This window comes from Sanguibacteroides sp. AM78-02pH3A, from assembly GCF_027666085.1.
Classification (GTDB): Bacteria; Bacteroidota; Bacteroidia; order Bacteroidales; family Marinifilaceae; genus Gabonibacter; species Gabonibacter massiliensis.
Map to the genome: position 1 here is coordinate 66,246 of NZ_JAQEHX010000008.1, position 17,860 is coordinate 84,105.

At 42.7% G+C, this 17,860-nt stretch carries 14 protein-coding genes and 1 pseudogene; 10 read left to right on the plus strand and 5 right to left on the minus strand.

The window, feature by feature from the left end:
• Positions 1–69: 69 nt before the first annotated feature.
• Positions 70–483: a type II 3-dehydroquinate dehydratase gene (gene aroQ, locus PGR74_RS11565; protein WP_041502283.1), complete on the minus strand. Its 414-nt coding sequence runs from the start codon at positions 481–483 to the stop codon at positions 70–72.
• Positions 484–745: 262 nt separating this feature from the next.
• On the opposite strand from aroQ, the gene xerD reads away from it, so the two are divergent.
• Both xerD and PGR74_RS11575 read left to right on the plus strand, forming a co-directional pair.
• Positions 746–1,660, plus strand: a complete 915-nt coding sequence (xerD, locus tag PGR74_RS11570) for a site-specific tyrosine recombinase XerD (RefSeq protein WP_041504847.1) — start codon at positions 746–748, stop codon at positions 1,658–1,660.
• A 61-nt stretch (positions 1,661–1,721) separates the two neighbouring features.
• Complete coding sequence (locus PGR74_RS11575) at positions 1,722–2,285, plus strand: hypothetical protein (RefSeq protein WP_041502284.1); 564 nt, start codon at positions 1,722–1,724, stop codon at positions 2,283–2,285.
• Here PGR74_RS11575 and miaA read toward each other — a convergent pair whose 3' ends face one another.
• Complete coding sequence (gene miaA / locus PGR74_RS11580) at positions 2,286–3,203, minus strand: tRNA (adenosine(37)-N6)-dimethylallyltransferase MiaA (protein ID WP_041502285.1); 918 nt, start codon at positions 3,201–3,203, stop codon at positions 2,286–2,288. It abuts the gene before it with no gap.
• A gap of 167 nt (positions 3,204–3,370) precedes the next feature.
• On the opposite strand from miaA, the gene PGR74_RS11585 reads away from it, so the two are divergent.
• On the plus strand, positions 3,371–3,892 hold the full coding sequence (locus PGR74_RS11585) for a GNAT family N-acetyltransferase (RefSeq protein WP_041502286.1): 522 nt from the start codon (positions 3,371–3,373) through the stop codon (positions 3,890–3,892).
• 107 nt (positions 3,893–3,999) lie between these two features.
• A complete protein-coding gene (locus PGR74_RS11590) occupies positions 4,000–5,973 on the plus strand; it encodes a hypothetical protein (protein WP_235375030.1) in 1,974 nt (657 codons plus the stop codon).
• A gap of 32 nt (positions 5,974–6,005) precedes the next feature.
• Here PGR74_RS11590 and PGR74_RS11595 read toward each other — a convergent pair whose 3' ends face one another.
• The 3 genes and pseudogenes from PGR74_RS11595 to ligA all read right to left on the minus strand — a co-directional run.
• The gene (locus PGR74_RS11595) at positions 6,006–8,507 is read right to left on the minus strand and encodes an ATP-dependent Clp protease ATP-binding subunit (protein WP_041502288.1); all 2,502 of its coding nucleotides are present in this window, start codon (positions 8,505–8,507) and stop codon (positions 6,006–6,008) included.
• Positions 8,508–8,585: 78 nt separating this feature from the next.
• Entirely contained in the window at positions 8,586–9,398 is an 813-nt protein-coding gene (locus tag PGR74_RS14150) for a helix-hairpin-helix domain-containing protein (RefSeq protein WP_438829967.1), read from the minus strand.
• Positions 9,384–11,108 (minus strand): annotated as a pseudogene (ligA, locus tag PGR74_RS11600) (NAD-dependent DNA ligase LigA); the annotation flags it as partial. The pseudogene ligA and the gene PGR74_RS14150, both read right to left, overlap by 15 nt.
• 206 nt (positions 11,109–11,314) lie before the next feature.
• Here ligA and PGR74_RS11605 point away from each other — a divergent pair.
• The 6 genes from PGR74_RS11605 to PGR74_RS11630 all read left to right on the plus strand — a co-directional run bounded on the left by PGR74_RS11605 (position 11,315) and on the right by PGR74_RS11630 (position 17,603).
• On the plus strand, positions 11,315–14,314 hold the full coding sequence (locus tag PGR74_RS11605) for a hypothetical protein (RefSeq protein ID WP_041504812.1): 3,000 nt from the start codon (positions 11,315–11,317) through the stop codon (positions 14,312–14,314).
• An 80-nt stretch (positions 14,315–14,394) separates the two neighbouring features.
• Positions 14,395–14,739 (plus strand): DRTGG domain-containing protein, encoded by a 345-nt coding sequence (locus PGR74_RS11610; RefSeq protein WP_041502290.1) that lies wholly within the window; start codon positions 14,395–14,397, stop codon positions 14,737–14,739.
• A 9-nt stretch (positions 14,740–14,748) separates the two neighbouring features.
• A complete protein-coding gene (locus PGR74_RS11615) occupies positions 14,749–15,165 on the plus strand; it encodes an ATP-binding protein (RefSeq protein WP_041502291.1) in 417 nt (138 codons plus the stop codon).
• A 21-nt stretch (positions 15,166–15,186) separates the two neighbouring features.
• Entirely contained in the window at positions 15,187–16,530 is a 1,344-nt protein-coding gene (locus tag PGR74_RS11620) for a [Fe-Fe] hydrogenase large subunit C-terminal domain-containing protein (protein WP_041504811.1), read from the plus strand.
• A gap of 18 nt (positions 16,531–16,548) precedes the next feature.
• On the plus strand, positions 16,549–16,884 hold the full coding sequence (locus tag PGR74_RS11625) for a DRTGG domain-containing protein (RefSeq protein WP_041502293.1): 336 nt from the start codon (positions 16,549–16,551) through the stop codon (positions 16,882–16,884).
• 5 nt (positions 16,885–16,889) lie between these two features.
• Complete coding sequence (locus PGR74_RS11630; protein WP_041502294.1) at positions 16,890–17,603, plus strand: PHP domain-containing protein; 714 nt, start codon at positions 16,890–16,892, stop codon at positions 17,601–17,603.
• Positions 17,604–17,860 lie beyond the last annotated feature (257 nt).

Genomic DNA, 17,860 nt, shown 5'->3' on the forward strand with positions numbered 1-17,860 from the left:
TTTATTTTCAGTTTCTCCTGTAAAATATCTACGAAAAGAAACAAAAAAAGATTGGAAAAGTTTTCTTTTTTAAAGAAACGCCCGCAAGGCCAGCTCGTAGGATTTCAATCCGAACCCGGTTATCACCCCTCGACAAACCGCAGTCAAATAAGACTTATGTCTGAATTCTTCCCGTTTGGCCGTATTGGAAATATGCACCTCGATTACAGGCGTCTCGATCGCGGCAATCGCATCCGCTATGGCAATAGAAGTATGTGTATAGGCCCCGGCGTTCAATATAATCCCGTCATAAGAAAAACCTGCTTCATGCAATTTATCGATCAATTCCCCCTCTATATTGGATTGAAAATAACCGATCGCCACGTCCGGATACTCTCTCCTTAATGCTTCCATATAAGCGTCAAAAGAGGTCTCCCCGTAAATCGATTTTTCTCTGACACCCAAAAGATTCAGATTGGGACCATTTATAATTAATAGTTTCATACTTTTCGTTTTTATTCTTCTGCAAAATTAACAAAAAACGATCGTAAACAGGCCATTTATCTCTCAGAATATTAATTTTTTATTATGACATTTATCTGAACCTTTTCTTTGTTAAACTTACCAAATGGTGTCGGTCGCATATAAAAATCACTTATCTTTAGCCATCGAATTTCCCATGTTTATCCCTCTGTGTTACCTTCATTGAATTGAAGGTAGGGATATATAGGGTATATAAACTGATAATACTTAATTCACAAACATGATGACCTGGAATGAAGCGATAGATAATTTTAAAACGTACTTAACTTTAGAAAAATCTCTTTCAAGCAATTCTGTAGAAGCTTACCTGAACGATATAAAAAAGTTAGCCGCATTCAGTTTACAATCAGAACCGCAACTTCAACCCGAAGAGATCACATATGCTATCCTTAACAACCATTTATCCCGATTAAAAGATTCCGGTATCACAGCCAGAAGTCAAGCCAGAAGTATTTCCAGCATAAAATCCTTTTTTAAATTTATGGTTTACGATGAAGTGATTACCGTTAACCCCGCAGCCTCTTTAGATACTCCGAAAATAGGGAAAGCATTACCGTCGGTATTGAGCGTAGAGGAGATCGAGGCCATGATTGATGCGGTAAACCTGAAGAAGCCGGAAGGACAACGCAATAAAGCTATCATAGAGACGCTGTACTCTTGCGGACTACGCGTATCGGAACTGGTAAACCTGAAACTTTCCAATATCAATTTCAGAGTGGGCTACATTAAAATTGAAGGAAAAGGCAATAAAGAACGTTTAGTGCCTTTAAACAATAAAGCGAAAGACGAAATACGAATATACACGAAAACGCACAGGGCCGCCATTCCTAAAGCCAAAGGGTATGAAGACGTCCTTTTCCTAAATAAAAAAGGAAAAGCTCTTTCGAGAGTAATGGTATTCAATATCATAAAGGAATTAGCCTTAAAAGCAGGTATCAATAAAACCGTCTCTCCGCATACCCTCCGACACTCGTTTGCCTCACATCTTGTAAACGGAGGAGCCGACATACGGGCCGTTCAGGATATGCTGGGACACGAATCTATTCTTACCACGGAAATTTATACCCACCTGGACAATACTTTTTTAAGGGATACCATCATAAATTTCCATCCGAGGGCAAAAAATTCCCGCAAATGATCACTATCTTTGCCTATTCTTCATTTTCACATAAAAGAAGAAGTTTTAATTCAACAAGACCATGGAAAACAAACAAGATATTCTCAAGAAATTAGGGAGTAATGATATCGACTTAGTAACGGAAGCGATAGAACAGATCAAAACGGAAGGAGATCTGTCCATCGTTCCGGAACTATTGGACATTTTACTGCAATGCAAAGAGCCTGTCATTATCACCCATATCACTTCTCTCCTCTCCGATATTAAAGATTCGGGATTCAAAACCATCCTGATGGAAAAACTGATTCAGGCTGCAAATAATTCCGAAAAACCGAATCTACTACGCATATGCTGGGAATCGGCCATTGACTTTTCTGAATACATGGATATATTTTTGGATATTCTTTTGAAAGATGACTTTATTTCAGCCCTGGAAGCATCAACCGTCATCGAAAATCTATCGGACAACCTATCCGAAGTAAAAATAAAAGAAGCTATCGAACGGATAAAAGCATTACCGGCAGACGACGACAAAGCTTTTCTGTTAGAGGGTGTACTTCTCCATTTGGAAGAGATGCTTGATTCCTCGAAAGAGGACGATGACGAAGAGGAACATCATCATTGCGGATGCGACGGACATGATTGATCACGTCTCCTTAAGCCAGGATTTTACCTGATCTACTTTTTCATCCAACGGCATATCTCCGTTCAACCACTTGATATCAAAGCCGTCTCGTTCCATTTTCCGAAACCAGGTCATTTGTCTCTTGGCAAATTGGTGAATGGCTATATTCAACTTTTCGACCATTTCATCGTATTTCAAACATCCTGTCAAATACAGAGTTATATATTTGTATTCCAAACCATAATAGATCAAATCCTCCGGATTAATTCCTCCATCTAACAATCCTTTCACCTCCTCTACCATCCCGCTTTTCAAACGAGCCTGTAACCGTTCGGTTATTCGTTGTCTCCGTTTCTCCCGATCAAACAAAATTCCTACAATCAAAGATCGTATTTCAGGGAATGCCCCCTCTTCCGGTTCATGCGTAAGGTAATATTCGGCAATCTCGATACCCCGAATCGCCCGTTTTACCGTATCCGTATCCGTCGTGTTATGCAATGTTTTATAAGAAGCTAATATTTCCGCCAATTCAGCCAACGACTTAGAAGCTAAGCGAGCCCTTAATTCCGTATTTTCGGGCACCGGAGTCATCCGATAAGCTTTCAATATGGACTCCACATACAATCCGCTCCCTCCACATAATACAGGAAATACTTCCCTTCTTTTGCAATCTTCCCATACTTTCAAAAAATCCTGCTGGTATTCAAAAAGGTTATACCGGTAACCCGCATCTGCAATATCCATTAAATGATAGGGTACGGGGTGTCCCTCGTATTCGTATTCGGACAAATCCTTACCCGTACCGATATCCATACCCCGGTATATCTGCCGCGAATCGGCCGAAATAATCTCTCCGTTCAACTCTGCGGCCAGCCTGACGGCTAACGCGGTCTTTCCCGTTGCGGTTGCCCCGATGACACTCAGTAAATTATAATCCATAGTTCCTACAGCATTCCAAAATCTATTCAATGGGTTTTCAAATTTAATTTATTTTTTTGAATCCCTTAGATTAATTTCAAAATTAACATAGAGGAAAGGAGGAAAATAGTATATTTGGATGCTGATAGAAAAGATAGATTAAAATAAATTTATAAAATCATCAACTTATGATCAATGACGAAACAATTCGACTAAGGCCATTGGAACCAGAAGATTTGGAATGCCTTTATAAATGGGAGAACGATATGGACTTGTGGGAAGTAAGCGACACGTTAACCCCTTTTTCTCTATTTACGCTAAAAAAATACATCGAAAGTTCTCATCTGGACATTTACACGACCAAGCAACTCCGTCTCATGGTTGAACTTATAGATCCGGCAACCCCAGTGGGATTAATCGACCTATACGATTTTGATCCTTATCATCAACGGGCTGGAATCGGAGTAATGATTCACAACAGCGAATACCGGAAAAAAGGTTACGCGACATCGGCCATCCGTTTAATGCTCGATTACTGCTTTGAAACATTAGGCCTCAATCAGGTGTACAGCAGTGTTCCCAGCGGCAACGTTGGTAGCCGGAAGCTTTTTGAAAAATTAGGTTTCGTACAAACGGGATATCGCAAAGACTGGCTTCGCAGAGGTAACGAATGGGAAGATGTCGTTTATTTCCAATTACTTAATCGATAACAATTAAAAAAACAGGAAGCTGTTCGGACTCGACAGCTTCCTATTTTTATTTTTACACGTCATATCTTTACACCATGAACAAAAAAATCCTTAAGCATTCATTATTTATGGTATGTTTATTCGTCGGTTTAACAACTCGTGCTTCCATACCGGAAGAAACCATTCAGACAACCGTCACGGCCATACAAGCAAAGGGAGGTACGGATAAACAACTCGTAGAAGCAGGAGTAAGACAAGTAGCTCGCCTATGGCAATCAGATGACGGAAATACTAACGATTTCCAATCTTTTTGTATCAAAAATTACCTTACGGATCCCGTAACGAAACAACGGGTTTTTGAAAAGATCAGTAATTATTTTGAAGCTTTGTGGGGACATTTCAATGAAATAACGCTACAATTACAATTGAATCTTCATCAAGATAACGGACCTTTAGACGAAATAGATCCCCTGTTCGGTGCTTATAGTCCCGGCTCTCACTTGATCAATGATTTTTACGCGAATAAAATCGGGTTTATCATCGCGTTGAATTTTCCGGAAGTTCCTTTAAAAGTGAAAGAGACAATCGGGACAGATCGACAGGCTTGGGCCTACGCTCGTTTAGGAGATATTTTCACCTCCAGGGTGCCTTCCGAATTAATCCAAGCCCAAGTAAAATCGGAGAGCGATGCAGACGTTTACATATCCGATTATAACATATACATGGGACACGTGTCGAACGCCAAAGGGAAAAAACTATTTCCGGATGATAAGATTCTACTCTCACACTGGAACCTTCGGGATGAAATTAAAGCAAACTATAACAAAGGAAAAGAGGGATTGGATAAACAACGTACCGTATACGAAGTCATGAAGAGAATCATTACGCAAGAGATTCCGACACAAGTCATCAACTCCGGAGCGTACGATTGGAATCCTTATTCCAATACCATCTCTTCAAAGGGGGAGCCAGTCTCCGTAATCCCCGAGGCCACGGAACGCTACCGGCGTATGCTAAATAATTTTCATGCCGTAAAAGCCATAGATCCCTACACGGGCAAAAATTTCATAGAACGAAAATTCTCCGGGGAGATGGAGATCTCTCTTAACGATGTTAAAACTCTGTTTACCCAGTTTCTAACCGCACCGGAATTAAAGGCCGTAGGAAAAATCATATCCAAACGCCTCGGACGCAAATTAGAGGCTTATGACATCTGGTACGACGGATTTAAGGCAAGAAGCAGCCTGGATGAGACCAAATTAGACGCCCAAACCCGACAACTTTACCCGGATGCCGCGGCATTTAAGACCGGACTACCCGATATCCTCGTCCAATTGGGATTCACTCCCGAAAGGGCTAACTATATTTGCGATAAAATAGCTGTCGATGCAGCGAGAGGTTCCGGTCATGCCTGGGGAGCAGCCATGAAAGGACAACGATCACACCTCCGCACCCGTATTCCGGCAAAAGGAATGGATTACAAAGGATATAACATTGCCGTCCACGAATTCGGACACAACGTGGAACAAACGATCTCCATGTACGACGTAGACAACTTCATGATGAGCGGTGTTCCCAATACCGCCTTCACAGAAGCCCTTGCCTTCATTTTTCAAAAACGGGATCTTCAATTATTAGGAATCGAAGACAATAACCCGGAAAAAGAAGAGATGGACGTTTTGGACAAATTCTGGAGCTTGTACGAGATCATGGGAGTTTCGATGTTGGATATCGCAACTTGGGAATGGATGTACGCTCATCCGGACGCTACGGCATCCGAATTGAGAGATGCCGTTATCTCTCTATCAAAAGAGATATGGAACACTTATTACGCTCCGGTATTCGGAAAGAAAGACGAAACGATCTTAGCCATCTATTCTCATATGATCAGCTACCCCCTCTACTTATCGGCATACGCTTTCGGACAAATCATAGAATTCCAGTTAGAGGATTACCTGAACGGAAAAACCTTTTCCCAGGAAGTAGACCGTATTTTCAGACTCGGGCGCCTCACACCCAACGAATGGATGTTACAAGCTACCGGTCACGATTTAAGTGTAGAGCCCATGGTAAAAGCCGTACAGAAAATACTAAAAAAATAAACATTAAACCGTCCAATGAAAAAGAGGCTTTTTCAAGCCTCTTTTTCATTTATAATAATTTTATCATTTTCCTTATCGTAATCCACCTGAAGTTCGCTCCCTTCCGGAATTCCTTTAATAATGACTTCCGCCAACTCATCTTCCAAATACTTTTGTATCGCCCGTTTCAACGGCCGTGCCCCGTATTGCGGATCAAAACCTTTCTCAGTAATAAAATCTTTCGCTTCATTAGAAATGGAAATCTTCAAACCGAGATCGCCCACCCGCTTGAACAAGCCTTTCAGTTCGATATCTATTATTTTATAGATATCTTCTTTCGACAAGGAGTTAAACATGATTATATCATCGATACGATTTAAAAATTCCGGAGAGAAAGCATTCTTCAAAGCCTTTTGCACTACCCCCCTCGCGTAATCGCTATCCCCGGTCCGATCCTGCGATCCGAAACCGATGCCGCGACCAAAATCTTTCAATTGGCGACTACCTATATTGGAGGTCATAATTACGATCGTATTCTTAAAATCGACCTTACGTCCCAAACTATCGGTCAACTGCCCGTCATCCAACAATTGCAATAGGATATTGAACACGTCAGGATGAGCTTTTTCAATCTCATCCAACAACACGACAGAATAAGGCTTGCGACGTACTTTCTCCGTTAACTGTCCGCCTTCCTCGTAGCCGACATAACCCGGAGGAGCCCCGACAAGACGAGATACGGCAAATTTCTCCATGTACTCACTCATATCGATACGAATCAACGCGTCTTCCGAGTCAAACAGATAGCGGGCAAGTACTTTAGCCAACTGCGTTTTACCCACTCCGGTTGGACCTAAAAAGATAAACGAACCTATCGGACGATTCGGATCTTTCAATCCGGCCCGATTCCGATGAATCGCTTTCACGATCTTCTCAATAGCCTCCCGTTGCCCCACAACACTCTCGCATAATTCGTCATGCATCTGCAGTAATTTCATGCCCTCCGTCTTGGCTATCCGTTTCACGGGTACCCCCGTCATCATAGCCACAACCTCGGCCACATCCTCTTCCGTTACCGTAATCCGGTTTTCATCCAATTCCTGCTGCCATTTATTTTTTTCATCCTCCAACAACTTCAACAACTGTCTCTCCTTATCCCGGAAAGCAGCGGCAACTTCGAAATTCTGTTGTTTTACCGCCTCTTTTTTCTTCTCCTTCACCTCTTCAATCGAGGTCTCCAACTCTTCTATAATCGGCGGAACATTAATATTGGCAATATGTACCCTCGATCCAGCCTCGTCCATAGCATCTATCGCTTTATCCGGCAATGCCCGATCGGATATGTAACGGGTCGTCAATTTCACGCAAGCCTTTATCGCTTCATCCGTGTAACGAACATTATGATGATCCTCGTAACGGGATTTTATATTATTCAAAATCTCCACGGTTTCATCAAATGAAGTCGCCTCGACCAATACCTTCTGGAAACGACGTTCCAAAGCCCCGTCTTTCTCGATATTCTGTCGGTATTCATCTAACGTCGTAGCTCCTATACATTGGATCTCTCCTCTGGCTAACGCCGGTTTCAACATATTGGCTGCATCCAAATTTCCTCCAGAACCTCCGGCCCCCACTATGGTATGAATCTCATCAATAAACAGAATAATATTTCTATTTTTGGCTAACTCCGCCAATATGGCTTTCATCCGTTCCTCGAACTGTCCGCGGTATTTCGTACCGGCGACAATCGAAGCGATGTCCAAGGCGATCACTCTCTTGTCAAACAATACCCGGGAGACCTTCCGTTGTACGATCCGAATAGCCAAACCTTCCGCGATAGCCGATTTTCCGACCCCCGGATCTCCGATTAACACGGGGTTATTTTTCTTCCGGCGACTCAATATCTGGGCCAAACGTTCGATCTCCCGATCACGTCCCACGATCGGGTCCAACGTTCCCTCTTCCGCCGCCTTGGTAATATCGATTCCGAAATTATCCAGCACAGGAGTATCCGATTTCACGGATGCCGTCCCTCCTTGACGATAGGGATTATACATGGAAGAATCATCTTCGGAATCTTCCGAATCATCCCCCTCTTCGTTATAATCTGATTGCATGCGCATTTTCTCTTTTAAGACAGCTTCCTTAAAAATGTCATAATCAATATCCATGCTCTTGAACAATTTGGTCACAAATCCCGCTTGATTCCTTAAAATGGCCAATACCACATGCTCGGATTCCAACTCTTCGTCACCCAAATCCCACGCCTCTTCCACAACCCGCTTCAATACGCTATTAGCCGCAAGTGTAAAATCAATATCGGTTACATTTTCCGATTTATAACGTTTTCCCCCGAGCCGTTGTTCTATCTTATCCTTCACCTCGTAAAAATCCAACCCCAAAGATATTAATATATCAATCGCCCGACCACTTCTCAACCTCAACAAACCTAAAAACAAGTGCTCCGGGTAAATCTTCGAGTTGCCCAATCGTCTTGCTTCTTCTCCTGCAGAGGTCATTATCTGTTTCAATCGTCTTGTTTCTTCTCTTCCCATAATTCTTGTCGTTTCCCGACTTTTTTTAATCTAACGTAAAGATAATACTTTTATACCAGAAATATCATGCATCTCTCATTATTCACTTTTTATTATCTTATTAAACTCTTCTTCAGACAAAATGGTTACATTTAATTTCTCCGCTTTTTTCAATTTGCTTCCGGCATTCTCTCCGGCCAAGAGATAAGTGGTCTTCGAAGATACTGAATCACTTACTTTTCCACCCGCCTTTAAGATCAAAGCCTTGAAATGTTCCCTTGGTAAAGAAAGAGTACCCGTGATCACAAAAGTCATTCCGGCAAAGACATCGCTCTCGCCCTCTTCTTCACGCATCTCTCCCCGTATGCCCCGTTGAAGGAAACGGGCCATCATCTCCCTATTTCCCGGTTTTTCGAAATAACGTTGCACGCTCCGGGCCATCTGTTCCCCGATATCCTCGACCTCTATCAACTGCTCGTAAGAGGCATCCATGATCGCCTGCAATGATTTAAAATGACGAGCCAAATTCCGGGAAGCACTTTCACCTATATAACGAATCCCCAATGCATTAATAAAATCAGGCAAATCCGCCTCTTTCGATTTCTCAATCCCGGCAATCAAATTATCCACCGATTTCTCCTGCAAGCGATAAACTCTTAAAGTATTCAATTTACGAATGAATTTTTCTTTCCCCCGCAGGAACAAATATATCCGTAAAGCCTCCTCCTCACTTATTCCCTCTACCGTCGCAATCTCCTTCTCCGAAGCTACCGCCAAACGATAGAGATAATCAAATTCGACAGCCAGCCAGTCTGCCTTGTGACGATCGACACCCGGAATACCCAAGGCATAAATCACCTGATTCAAAGGAATCATGTCCACCTCTCCCGCCTCTTTCAATCGCTCTAACATTTCGTTAAAAGGCAAACGAAAATAATCCACGATCTTATTTACGTTCTTTCTCCGATCGCCGGTAAACTGCAATTTCTCAATCGCCAGTAATTCTTCTCCGGATGCTTCGCTATATGCCTTTAAGCTACCGAAATGCTCCGCCAAAGCCTCCGCGTTTTTTACCGATATGTTTTTTATTCCTATTTCAAATGCATAAATAACCTTGGATAAAGGAATACTATTCATCACATAGCTTTCAGGATAAATGATTTTTTCCATTCCGATCAACTCTTGCCGGTGAGCCGGCAACTCATAGATGTCCGAAACGTCCCTAATCCATCCCTTACTCAATAGCAGATCGATGGTCTCTCCCCCCATTCCCTCGATATCCATCGCTTTACGACTCACAAAATGCTCAATTTTTCCAGCTATTTGAGGAGGACAATGATCTTCGTTCGGACAGTAGTGATTGGCTTCCCCCTCGTGTCTTATTAACTCCGTACCGCATTCCGGACAACGAGTAATAAATTGAATAACAGGAGCATCCACCTCTCGTTTGGCCTTATCCACCCCCACTATTTTAGGTATGATCTCTCCTCCTTTTTCCACGTAAACCCAATCATGAAGGTGCAGATCCAGTTCCCGTATAATATCCTCGTTATGCAAAGAAGCCCTCTTTACCGTCGTTCCGGCAATATGTACCGGGGCCAAATTAGCTACCGGCGTAATGGAACCGGTACGCCCCACCTGGTATACTACATCTATTAACCGGGTTTCTACACGCTCCGCCTTGTATTTGAAAGCAATGGCCCAACGAGGAGACTTTGCCGTATATCCCAGTTGCAACTGCTGACGAATACTATTTACTTTTATCACGATTCCGTCTATAGGTACCGGTAAGGTTTTACGCCCCTCGTCCCATCTCCTGATAAAACCCAAAATCTCGTCCACATCCCGACAAATCTCTATATTCGCGGGAATTTTAAATCCCCATTCTTTGGCCTTCTGCAAATTACCATAATGCGTCGGAGCGGGCGTATCGTCCCCGGGTATATAGTACAGATAACAATCCAATTGACGTTTCGCCACGATGGAAGAATTTTGTAATTTCAAAGTTCCGGCAGCCGCATTTCGCGGGTTGGCAAATAAGGCCTCCCCCGCCTCCGCCCGCTCTTCGTTCAAACGGTTGAAAACAGTAAACGGCATCAATATCTCCCCCCGTATCTCAAACTCTTCCGGGTAATCATCTCCCTGCAAACGTAACGGAATCGTACGAATCGTACGCACATTCGCCGTTACATCATCTCCTTTCTCCCCGTCCCCGCGTGTAACGGCAACCTTCAAATTCCCGTCTTCATAGCGCAAGCTGATGGAAGTACCATCGTATTTCAACTCACACACGTACTCCACCTCTTCATTTCCAAGTCCTTTACGAACTCTCTCGTCAAAATCCCGTATCTCTTGTTCACTATAGGTATTGGCAAGAGACATCATACCGTATCTATGCGATACTTGCACAAACTCATTCGTGGAATCGTTTCCCACGCGTTGGGTCGGAGAATTCGGATCGTACCATTCCGGATGCTTATCCTCCAAAGCCTCCAATTCGTGCATATATTTATCGAATTCCATGTCTGAAATCCGAGGAGCATTTTTTACATAATAGAGATAATTATAATACTCCAACAGTTTCCTCAACTCTGCTATTCTTTCTTTTTCTATATTCTCCATAATTCCTCCGTTACCATCCATTCTACGAAACAACCAACCTTGATTCTCATTTTATCAATTTATCCTCCCCCAATGCCCCGAACCCTACAAACCTATTGTACGTAAGTTCGTTCACAAAGATAATTTATATAGATGTAGAAAATATTAAAATAAAAATATATTTTAGCGCATCTGTATCGTTTACAAACCGGTTGAAATTTACAAACATGAGATATCATCTTGATTTTAAGCCCCTATTTATTCGTATCGCAGTACTTCTGCTTTCCACTTTACCCCTGTCGACGGTCAAAGCCCAATTTGTCGATTTAGGGCAAGATCCCTGTTTCACCCGCTGGCGTCAAATTAAAACGGATGAGTTTCAAATTATATATCCCGATTTTTTCGAAGAACAAGCTCAATATATAGCCAATATATATGCCAAACTATACGCACACGGTAACTCGTTAGGTATAAAAGCCAAAAAAATATCCATGATCGTACGGGCCAACGGAGGTATATCAAACGGAAACGCGGGATGGGCTCCCAAAAAGAGCGAACTGTACACAACTCCCCCGCAAAGTTCCGACGACACCTGGTTGGAACATCTTTGCGTACATGAATTTCGTCACGTCATACAATACGATAAGGTAAATCAAGGTTTCAGCAAAGTACTCTATTATATTTTCGGGGAACAAATGACAATGGCCATCATCGGACTTTATATCCCGATGTGGTACCTCGAAGGAGACGCTACCGATTTCGAGACCTCCATCGGAACGAACGGAAGAGGACGCTCCCCGGAATTTTTAAATGAAATGAAAGCACAGATCGTAGAAAAGGGACTTTACTCTTATGATAAAGCCGTATTGGGTTCATTGCGGGATTTCGTTCCGGATCGTTACACTATGGGATACTTTATGGCCGGAAACAGTCGGGTACATTACGGAAACGCCATCTGGCAAGATGCTCTCGCGAGAGTCGGGAAACGTCCGTATGGAATTACCCCGTTTGCCAGAAGTTTGAAAATAACGCTAAAACAGAAGAGGGACTCTCTATGGGCTCTTCCCCGTTTCCGTTCTTTCTTCGTCGACCCGGACAGTGTAAAGCAGGCAAATACCCATTGCGATGCCAAACGTACCCTTTACCGGGATAATTTCAGCGAATTGCAACAGCTATGGAAGCGAGAAGCCGATAGCACACAGAATCACTTCGATACGCTTGCCACCCGGAATCCGGTTTATGCCAACTATCACTATCCTACCCCCGCGGGACAAGGGGAAATCATCGCCTACAAACAAGGGTTGAATCAAGCAGGAGCTTTCGTTCGATTGAAGTCAGGAGAAGAATCGATTCTCATACGTCCGGGAGTACTGTATGATTGCAAATTCGCCTACAATCAACATAAATTGGTATGGTCGGAATATAAACCCAATCTTCGCTGGCAACACGGAGGAAAAATGGTCTTAGCCAGTTTCGACATGCAAAAACGGAAATACACGAGACATCCGGCATCTTTCAACCGGTTCGCACCTTTTGCCGTCGGCAAAAACTGGGGATTCGTGGAAGTAAATAAGGAAAACCAGGCTTCGATTGTTATCACGGACCATACATTTAAAAAAGAGCTTTTCCGTCTGAAAGGCAAAGAACATGAACTTTTCGTTCATCCCTCCTTCGACGGCAAGAAGTATATCTTAACGGTTGTCGTTTCCCCTTCCGGAAAGAGGTTAGAACGGATTGACCTGAAAAACGGAAAGAGAGAATCCGTCACACCGGAAACGAATTACGAGTTAGACAACCCGATCGACCTGAAAGGAGAGACCCTCTACCGGGCAGCATTTAACGGTAATAACTCCTTCTACCGACAAAAAGATTCTTTGCACTTTGGAGGAAACATCTTAAACGGTCGTTTCGGAATCCGTTACCCCGCCCTTTCCCCACAAAAAGACACGCTTTACTTTTCGTTTTATACGGCAGACGGATACAAGCCCGGAAAAATAGCTTTACAACAGCTCGAGGAGACGGATATCCGCTCCAAATGTTTTCCATTAGCCGAAGAGTTAACCCGTCTGGAAAACTGGAAATTCAAATTCACTCAAGACTCCGTTTACAAAAGCAAAAAATACAACAAAGCTCTCCATTTGTTCAATTTTCATAGCTGGGGACCTATTTTCCCGGATAAAGACGACATGGATATCGATTTCGGCATTGCTGTAAGTTCCCAGAATAAATTAAGCACACTATTTCTTACGGCAGGCTACGTGCGAGGAAGGGACTATCCCCACGGCAACTGGCAAATCAAAGCTACTTATAAAGGGTTTTGGCCCGTTTTTCAGGTTGAATTCAAAAGCGGAAGACAAGACGATTATATGACGAACATAGATTACAACGCCACGAACCTGATCACCCACAAACAAGACACCGTTCTCATATACAATACCAACCGATACACACAACTAAATACGGTCATACAATTTCCATTTACGTTGAATATCAAAAACGTTCTCAGGACACTAACCCCTTACGTGAAATACGAATTAAAAACCCTGCATCAAAACAAAATAAAAGAATTCGGATCCGTATACGACTTCAAAAAAAATCTCTGGCAAATCGCCCATCCCAACGATTATCAATTTAAGAACCCAGATAGGACATTGCAAATCATGCAATACGGTATCATATTCTACAATCAGACCCGAATGAATGCACGCGATATAAATCCGCGATGGGGGCAACGGTTAGAAGCCGGTTTCGCTCACACTCCTTTTGAAAATTTAGATTACGGAAATACCTGGTGGGGAGAAGGCAGGTTCTATTTTCCGGGATTTGTTCCGCATCACTCATTTTACGCTTATTTAGGGCATCAGGAGAAATCAAACACAAATAATTACTTCAGCAACGAAATCCTCTCTCCAAGGGGCATGACACTCAGAGGCCATCGATTATCCACTCTTCATTCCGGTTACAAAATGCCCGTTTGTTATCCGGATGCGCATGTAGGCCCGGTCTTATACATGAAACGCCTGACCGCAGGAGTATTCTTCGACGCGGGAAAAGAAAAAAACAGGTTACGTTCTAAATTTTTCTATTCCTACGGAATCGAAGCGACTGTAGATTCCCATTTTTTCCGTCTGCCATTCCCGGTTAATTTAGGTTTCAGAACGGGTTACGAGACCAAAAAACAATCCATGTTTTTCGACTTTCTGTTTTCCGTGGCATTGACCATTTGAATAATTTCCCCCAAGCTCTGATTCGGGTGCTTGTTTTTCTAAAATATTCTCACTATTTTAGGAACGTATAAAAAAAGCCCATGACCCTAAAAGAGATTGCTATTTTATTGCAAGCCGAGGTGATATATGAAAATCATCACCTCGATAAAATGATTAAGCATGCTTTCGCTGCTGATCTCATGAGTGATGTTCTGCGTCTGGATACCAGTGAAATGATCCTTATTACGGGATTGGCGAATCTTCAGGTCATACGGACGGCAGAGATGTCAGATATCTGTTTTATCCTTTTTGTCCGGGGTAAGCAGGTTACTCCAGAAATGGTCGAATTAGCCAAGGAGAGTAACATCGCTTTGCTCCAATGCAAACAGAGTATGTTTAAAGTATGCGGCGAATTATATGTTGCCGGTTTAGAACCTATCTATTAATCCGAAAAAATGGAGTTTAATTATAATATCGAAGGAGGAAATTTTTCCAAAGCGGGGCAAGCTTCGAGTGAAGTAAAAAAGATTCTCAAACAACTAAACATAGATGCGATGCTGATCAAACGCATTGTTGTCGCACTGTACGAAGCAGAAGTGAATGTAGTGGCTCATGCCTACGAGGGAGTGATGAAAGTAGCCGTTAATCCTGAATACATCGAGGTAATCATCAGTGACAAAGGACCGGGTATCCCCGATATATCCTTAGCCATGCAAGAAGGCTATTCGACAGCTTCCCCGAAAGTGCGAGAGATGGGATTCGGAGCAGGAATGGGTTTGCCTAACATGAAAAAAAACTGCGATAAACTGGAGATTGAATCTAACGTAAACGAAGGAACAAAAGTAACAATGACCACGTATTTCTCAAACTAAAACAGAACTTCCGAATTGAATATGGAACCTTTCTACCATGCCTTAAAAGTTGCGTCACAAGCGTGCATCGGCTGTACTCACTGCATGAGTCTGTGCCCGACGCAAGCGATACGCATCAGGCATGGGAAAGCAAGTATACACGAAGCAGCTTGCGTAGATTGTGGCATGTGTCTGAAATCCTGTCCTCAACACGCGATTATCGTGGAACAGGATGATTTCAGTCAAATTTTCAACTTTAAACACCGGGTCATACTACTTCCCACCGTCTTATTCGGACAATTTTCAGAAGATATCACTGAAGAACAGATTTTCTCGGAATTACATGACATGGGTTTTACTTATGTCCTTGAAGTGGCACAAACGTCCGGGATTCTGACGGAGGCGACCCGGGATTACATGAAAAACAACAGCCACCAGAGACCGTTCATATCCAGTTTCTGTCCGGCAGTCGTCCGGTTGATTCAGGTCAGGTTTCCTTCGCTAATAGGACACATCGTCCGTTTAAAACAAGCCATGGATTTGGCGGCGATCTATGCCCGTCAGAAACTAATCGATCAAGGTATTCCTAACGAGGAGATCGGAATTTTTTACGTTACCCCCTGTGCCGCCAAAATAGCTGCCGTAAAATCTCCCGTGGGAGAAGAGGGATCCGCCGTAAACGGAGTTATCAATATCGACTTTATATACAATAAGATACAATTAGGCATTACTCAACACAAAAATCAACCGCTTGTTCCCGTTCCGGAACAAACGTATTTATCACCGGAAGCCATCGCCTGGACGCTCACGGAAGGTGAAGCCTCCCGTTTCGACGGACGTTGCCTCGCTATCGACGAGATACACAACGTCATCGATATTCTCGAGAAATTAGAGAACGACGAAATCACGGACATCGATTTTCTTGAATTACGGGCTTGCGACCACTCTTGCGCGGGAGGGGCTCTCGTCATAAACAATCGTTTCTTAACGATAGAACGTCTACGTAAACGAATGAGATCAAGCGAGATGCAAAACCGGACCACTCCTGACGATGTACAGCAATACGGATCTTTTTTATACAAACTCATGTCTCTCACGGGTAAAATCCCCCCCCGTTCCATAGAAAAGCTGGACGAAAATAGGCTTGTCGCCATGGAGAAAATGGAAAAGATCAACCGAATCATGGAGTTTATTCCTAAAATAGATTGTGGAGCTTGCGGAGCTCCCTCCTGCCAAACCCTCGCCCGCGATGTCGTTCAGGGAAAGGCCAAATTGAACCAATGCGTGTTTATGCAAAAGATTCTTTGTAAAGAAGATTTAATGACCCCGGAAGAATCCCTCGACATTTCAGAAAAAACCTGGGGAAAGAAAAGATTTGAATCATAATCAATCGTATATATAATCATGACCGTACAAGAACTTATATCAAAATTAAACCTTACTCTTTGCAGTGGAGCTTCCGGTACAAAACGCGAAATCAAAGGAGGATATACATCCGATCTGTTAAGCGACGTCATGGGCAACGCCCGGGAAGGAGACATATGGGTTACCCTTCAAACTCATAAAAACATTATGGCTATCGCCTCTTTAAAAGAGATTGCCGCCATTATTCTCGTAAAAGGACGTACCCCCGAGAAAGATACTGCCGCAGAAAGCGATGCCGAGGGAATCCCGATCCTGTCCACATCTTTGGAAACCTTTGAAATCACGGGAGAACTTTACAAAACCATTAAAGGCTGAAACCCATGTTATTCCGGGCCGATTTACATATACACACCGTACTATCCCCTTGCGGGGATCTGGATATGAGTCCCCGGAATATTATTGCCATGGCCAAGCAAAAAAAATTGGACATCATCGGTATTACCGATCACAATTCTACCAGACAGGCCATCATCATCCAGGAAAAGGCCCAAAAGGAGGGAATATTCGTTCTCGCGGGAGTTGAAATCTCAACCCGGGAAGAGGCACACTGTTTAGCTTTTTTCCCAAACCGGGAACGACTGGACGAATTTCAACTCTTTTTGGACCGGCATCTCCCCTCTATTCAAAACAACCCGGAAAAATTCGGCTATCAGGTGGTCGTCGATTGGGACGACCAAATTTTATACGAAGAAAAACGTTTGCTCATTTCCGCCCTTGATCTGCCGATCGAAAATATCGAACATGAAGTACATCGGTTAGAAGGTATCTTTATTCCCGCTCACATCGATAAAAGCTGTTTCAGTATCCTTTCTCAATTGGGATTCGTTCCTCCCGACCTACGGGTAGAAGCCTTAGAACTCAGTCCTTACACGACGAAAGAGGCTTTCTTAAAAGGTAACAATTACCTTCAAAATTATGCTTTCATTCGTTCTTCCGATGCCCATTACGTTAATGATATCGGTAAGGTATACACGGAACTATCCCTTTCATATCCTTCATTTGAATCTATTAATCAGGCTATTAGATCACTTTAAATCCTCCTTGAATGTTTTTTTAGAAAAATTATAAAACAAGGAATAGAATAAAAGGAAATAATATATTTTATATATAATTTCCACAGAATCAATCCGATCTATCTATCAATAAACGAACGTTTTATGATTTTGAGTATTTAGAAAGGGACAAAACAGGCTCTAAGGCGCTTTACTATTGATTCATAATTTTTTAAAATAGGCCAATATAGCATATTTTTCGAATAAAATCTGTATATTTACGCCATCATAAAACGTTC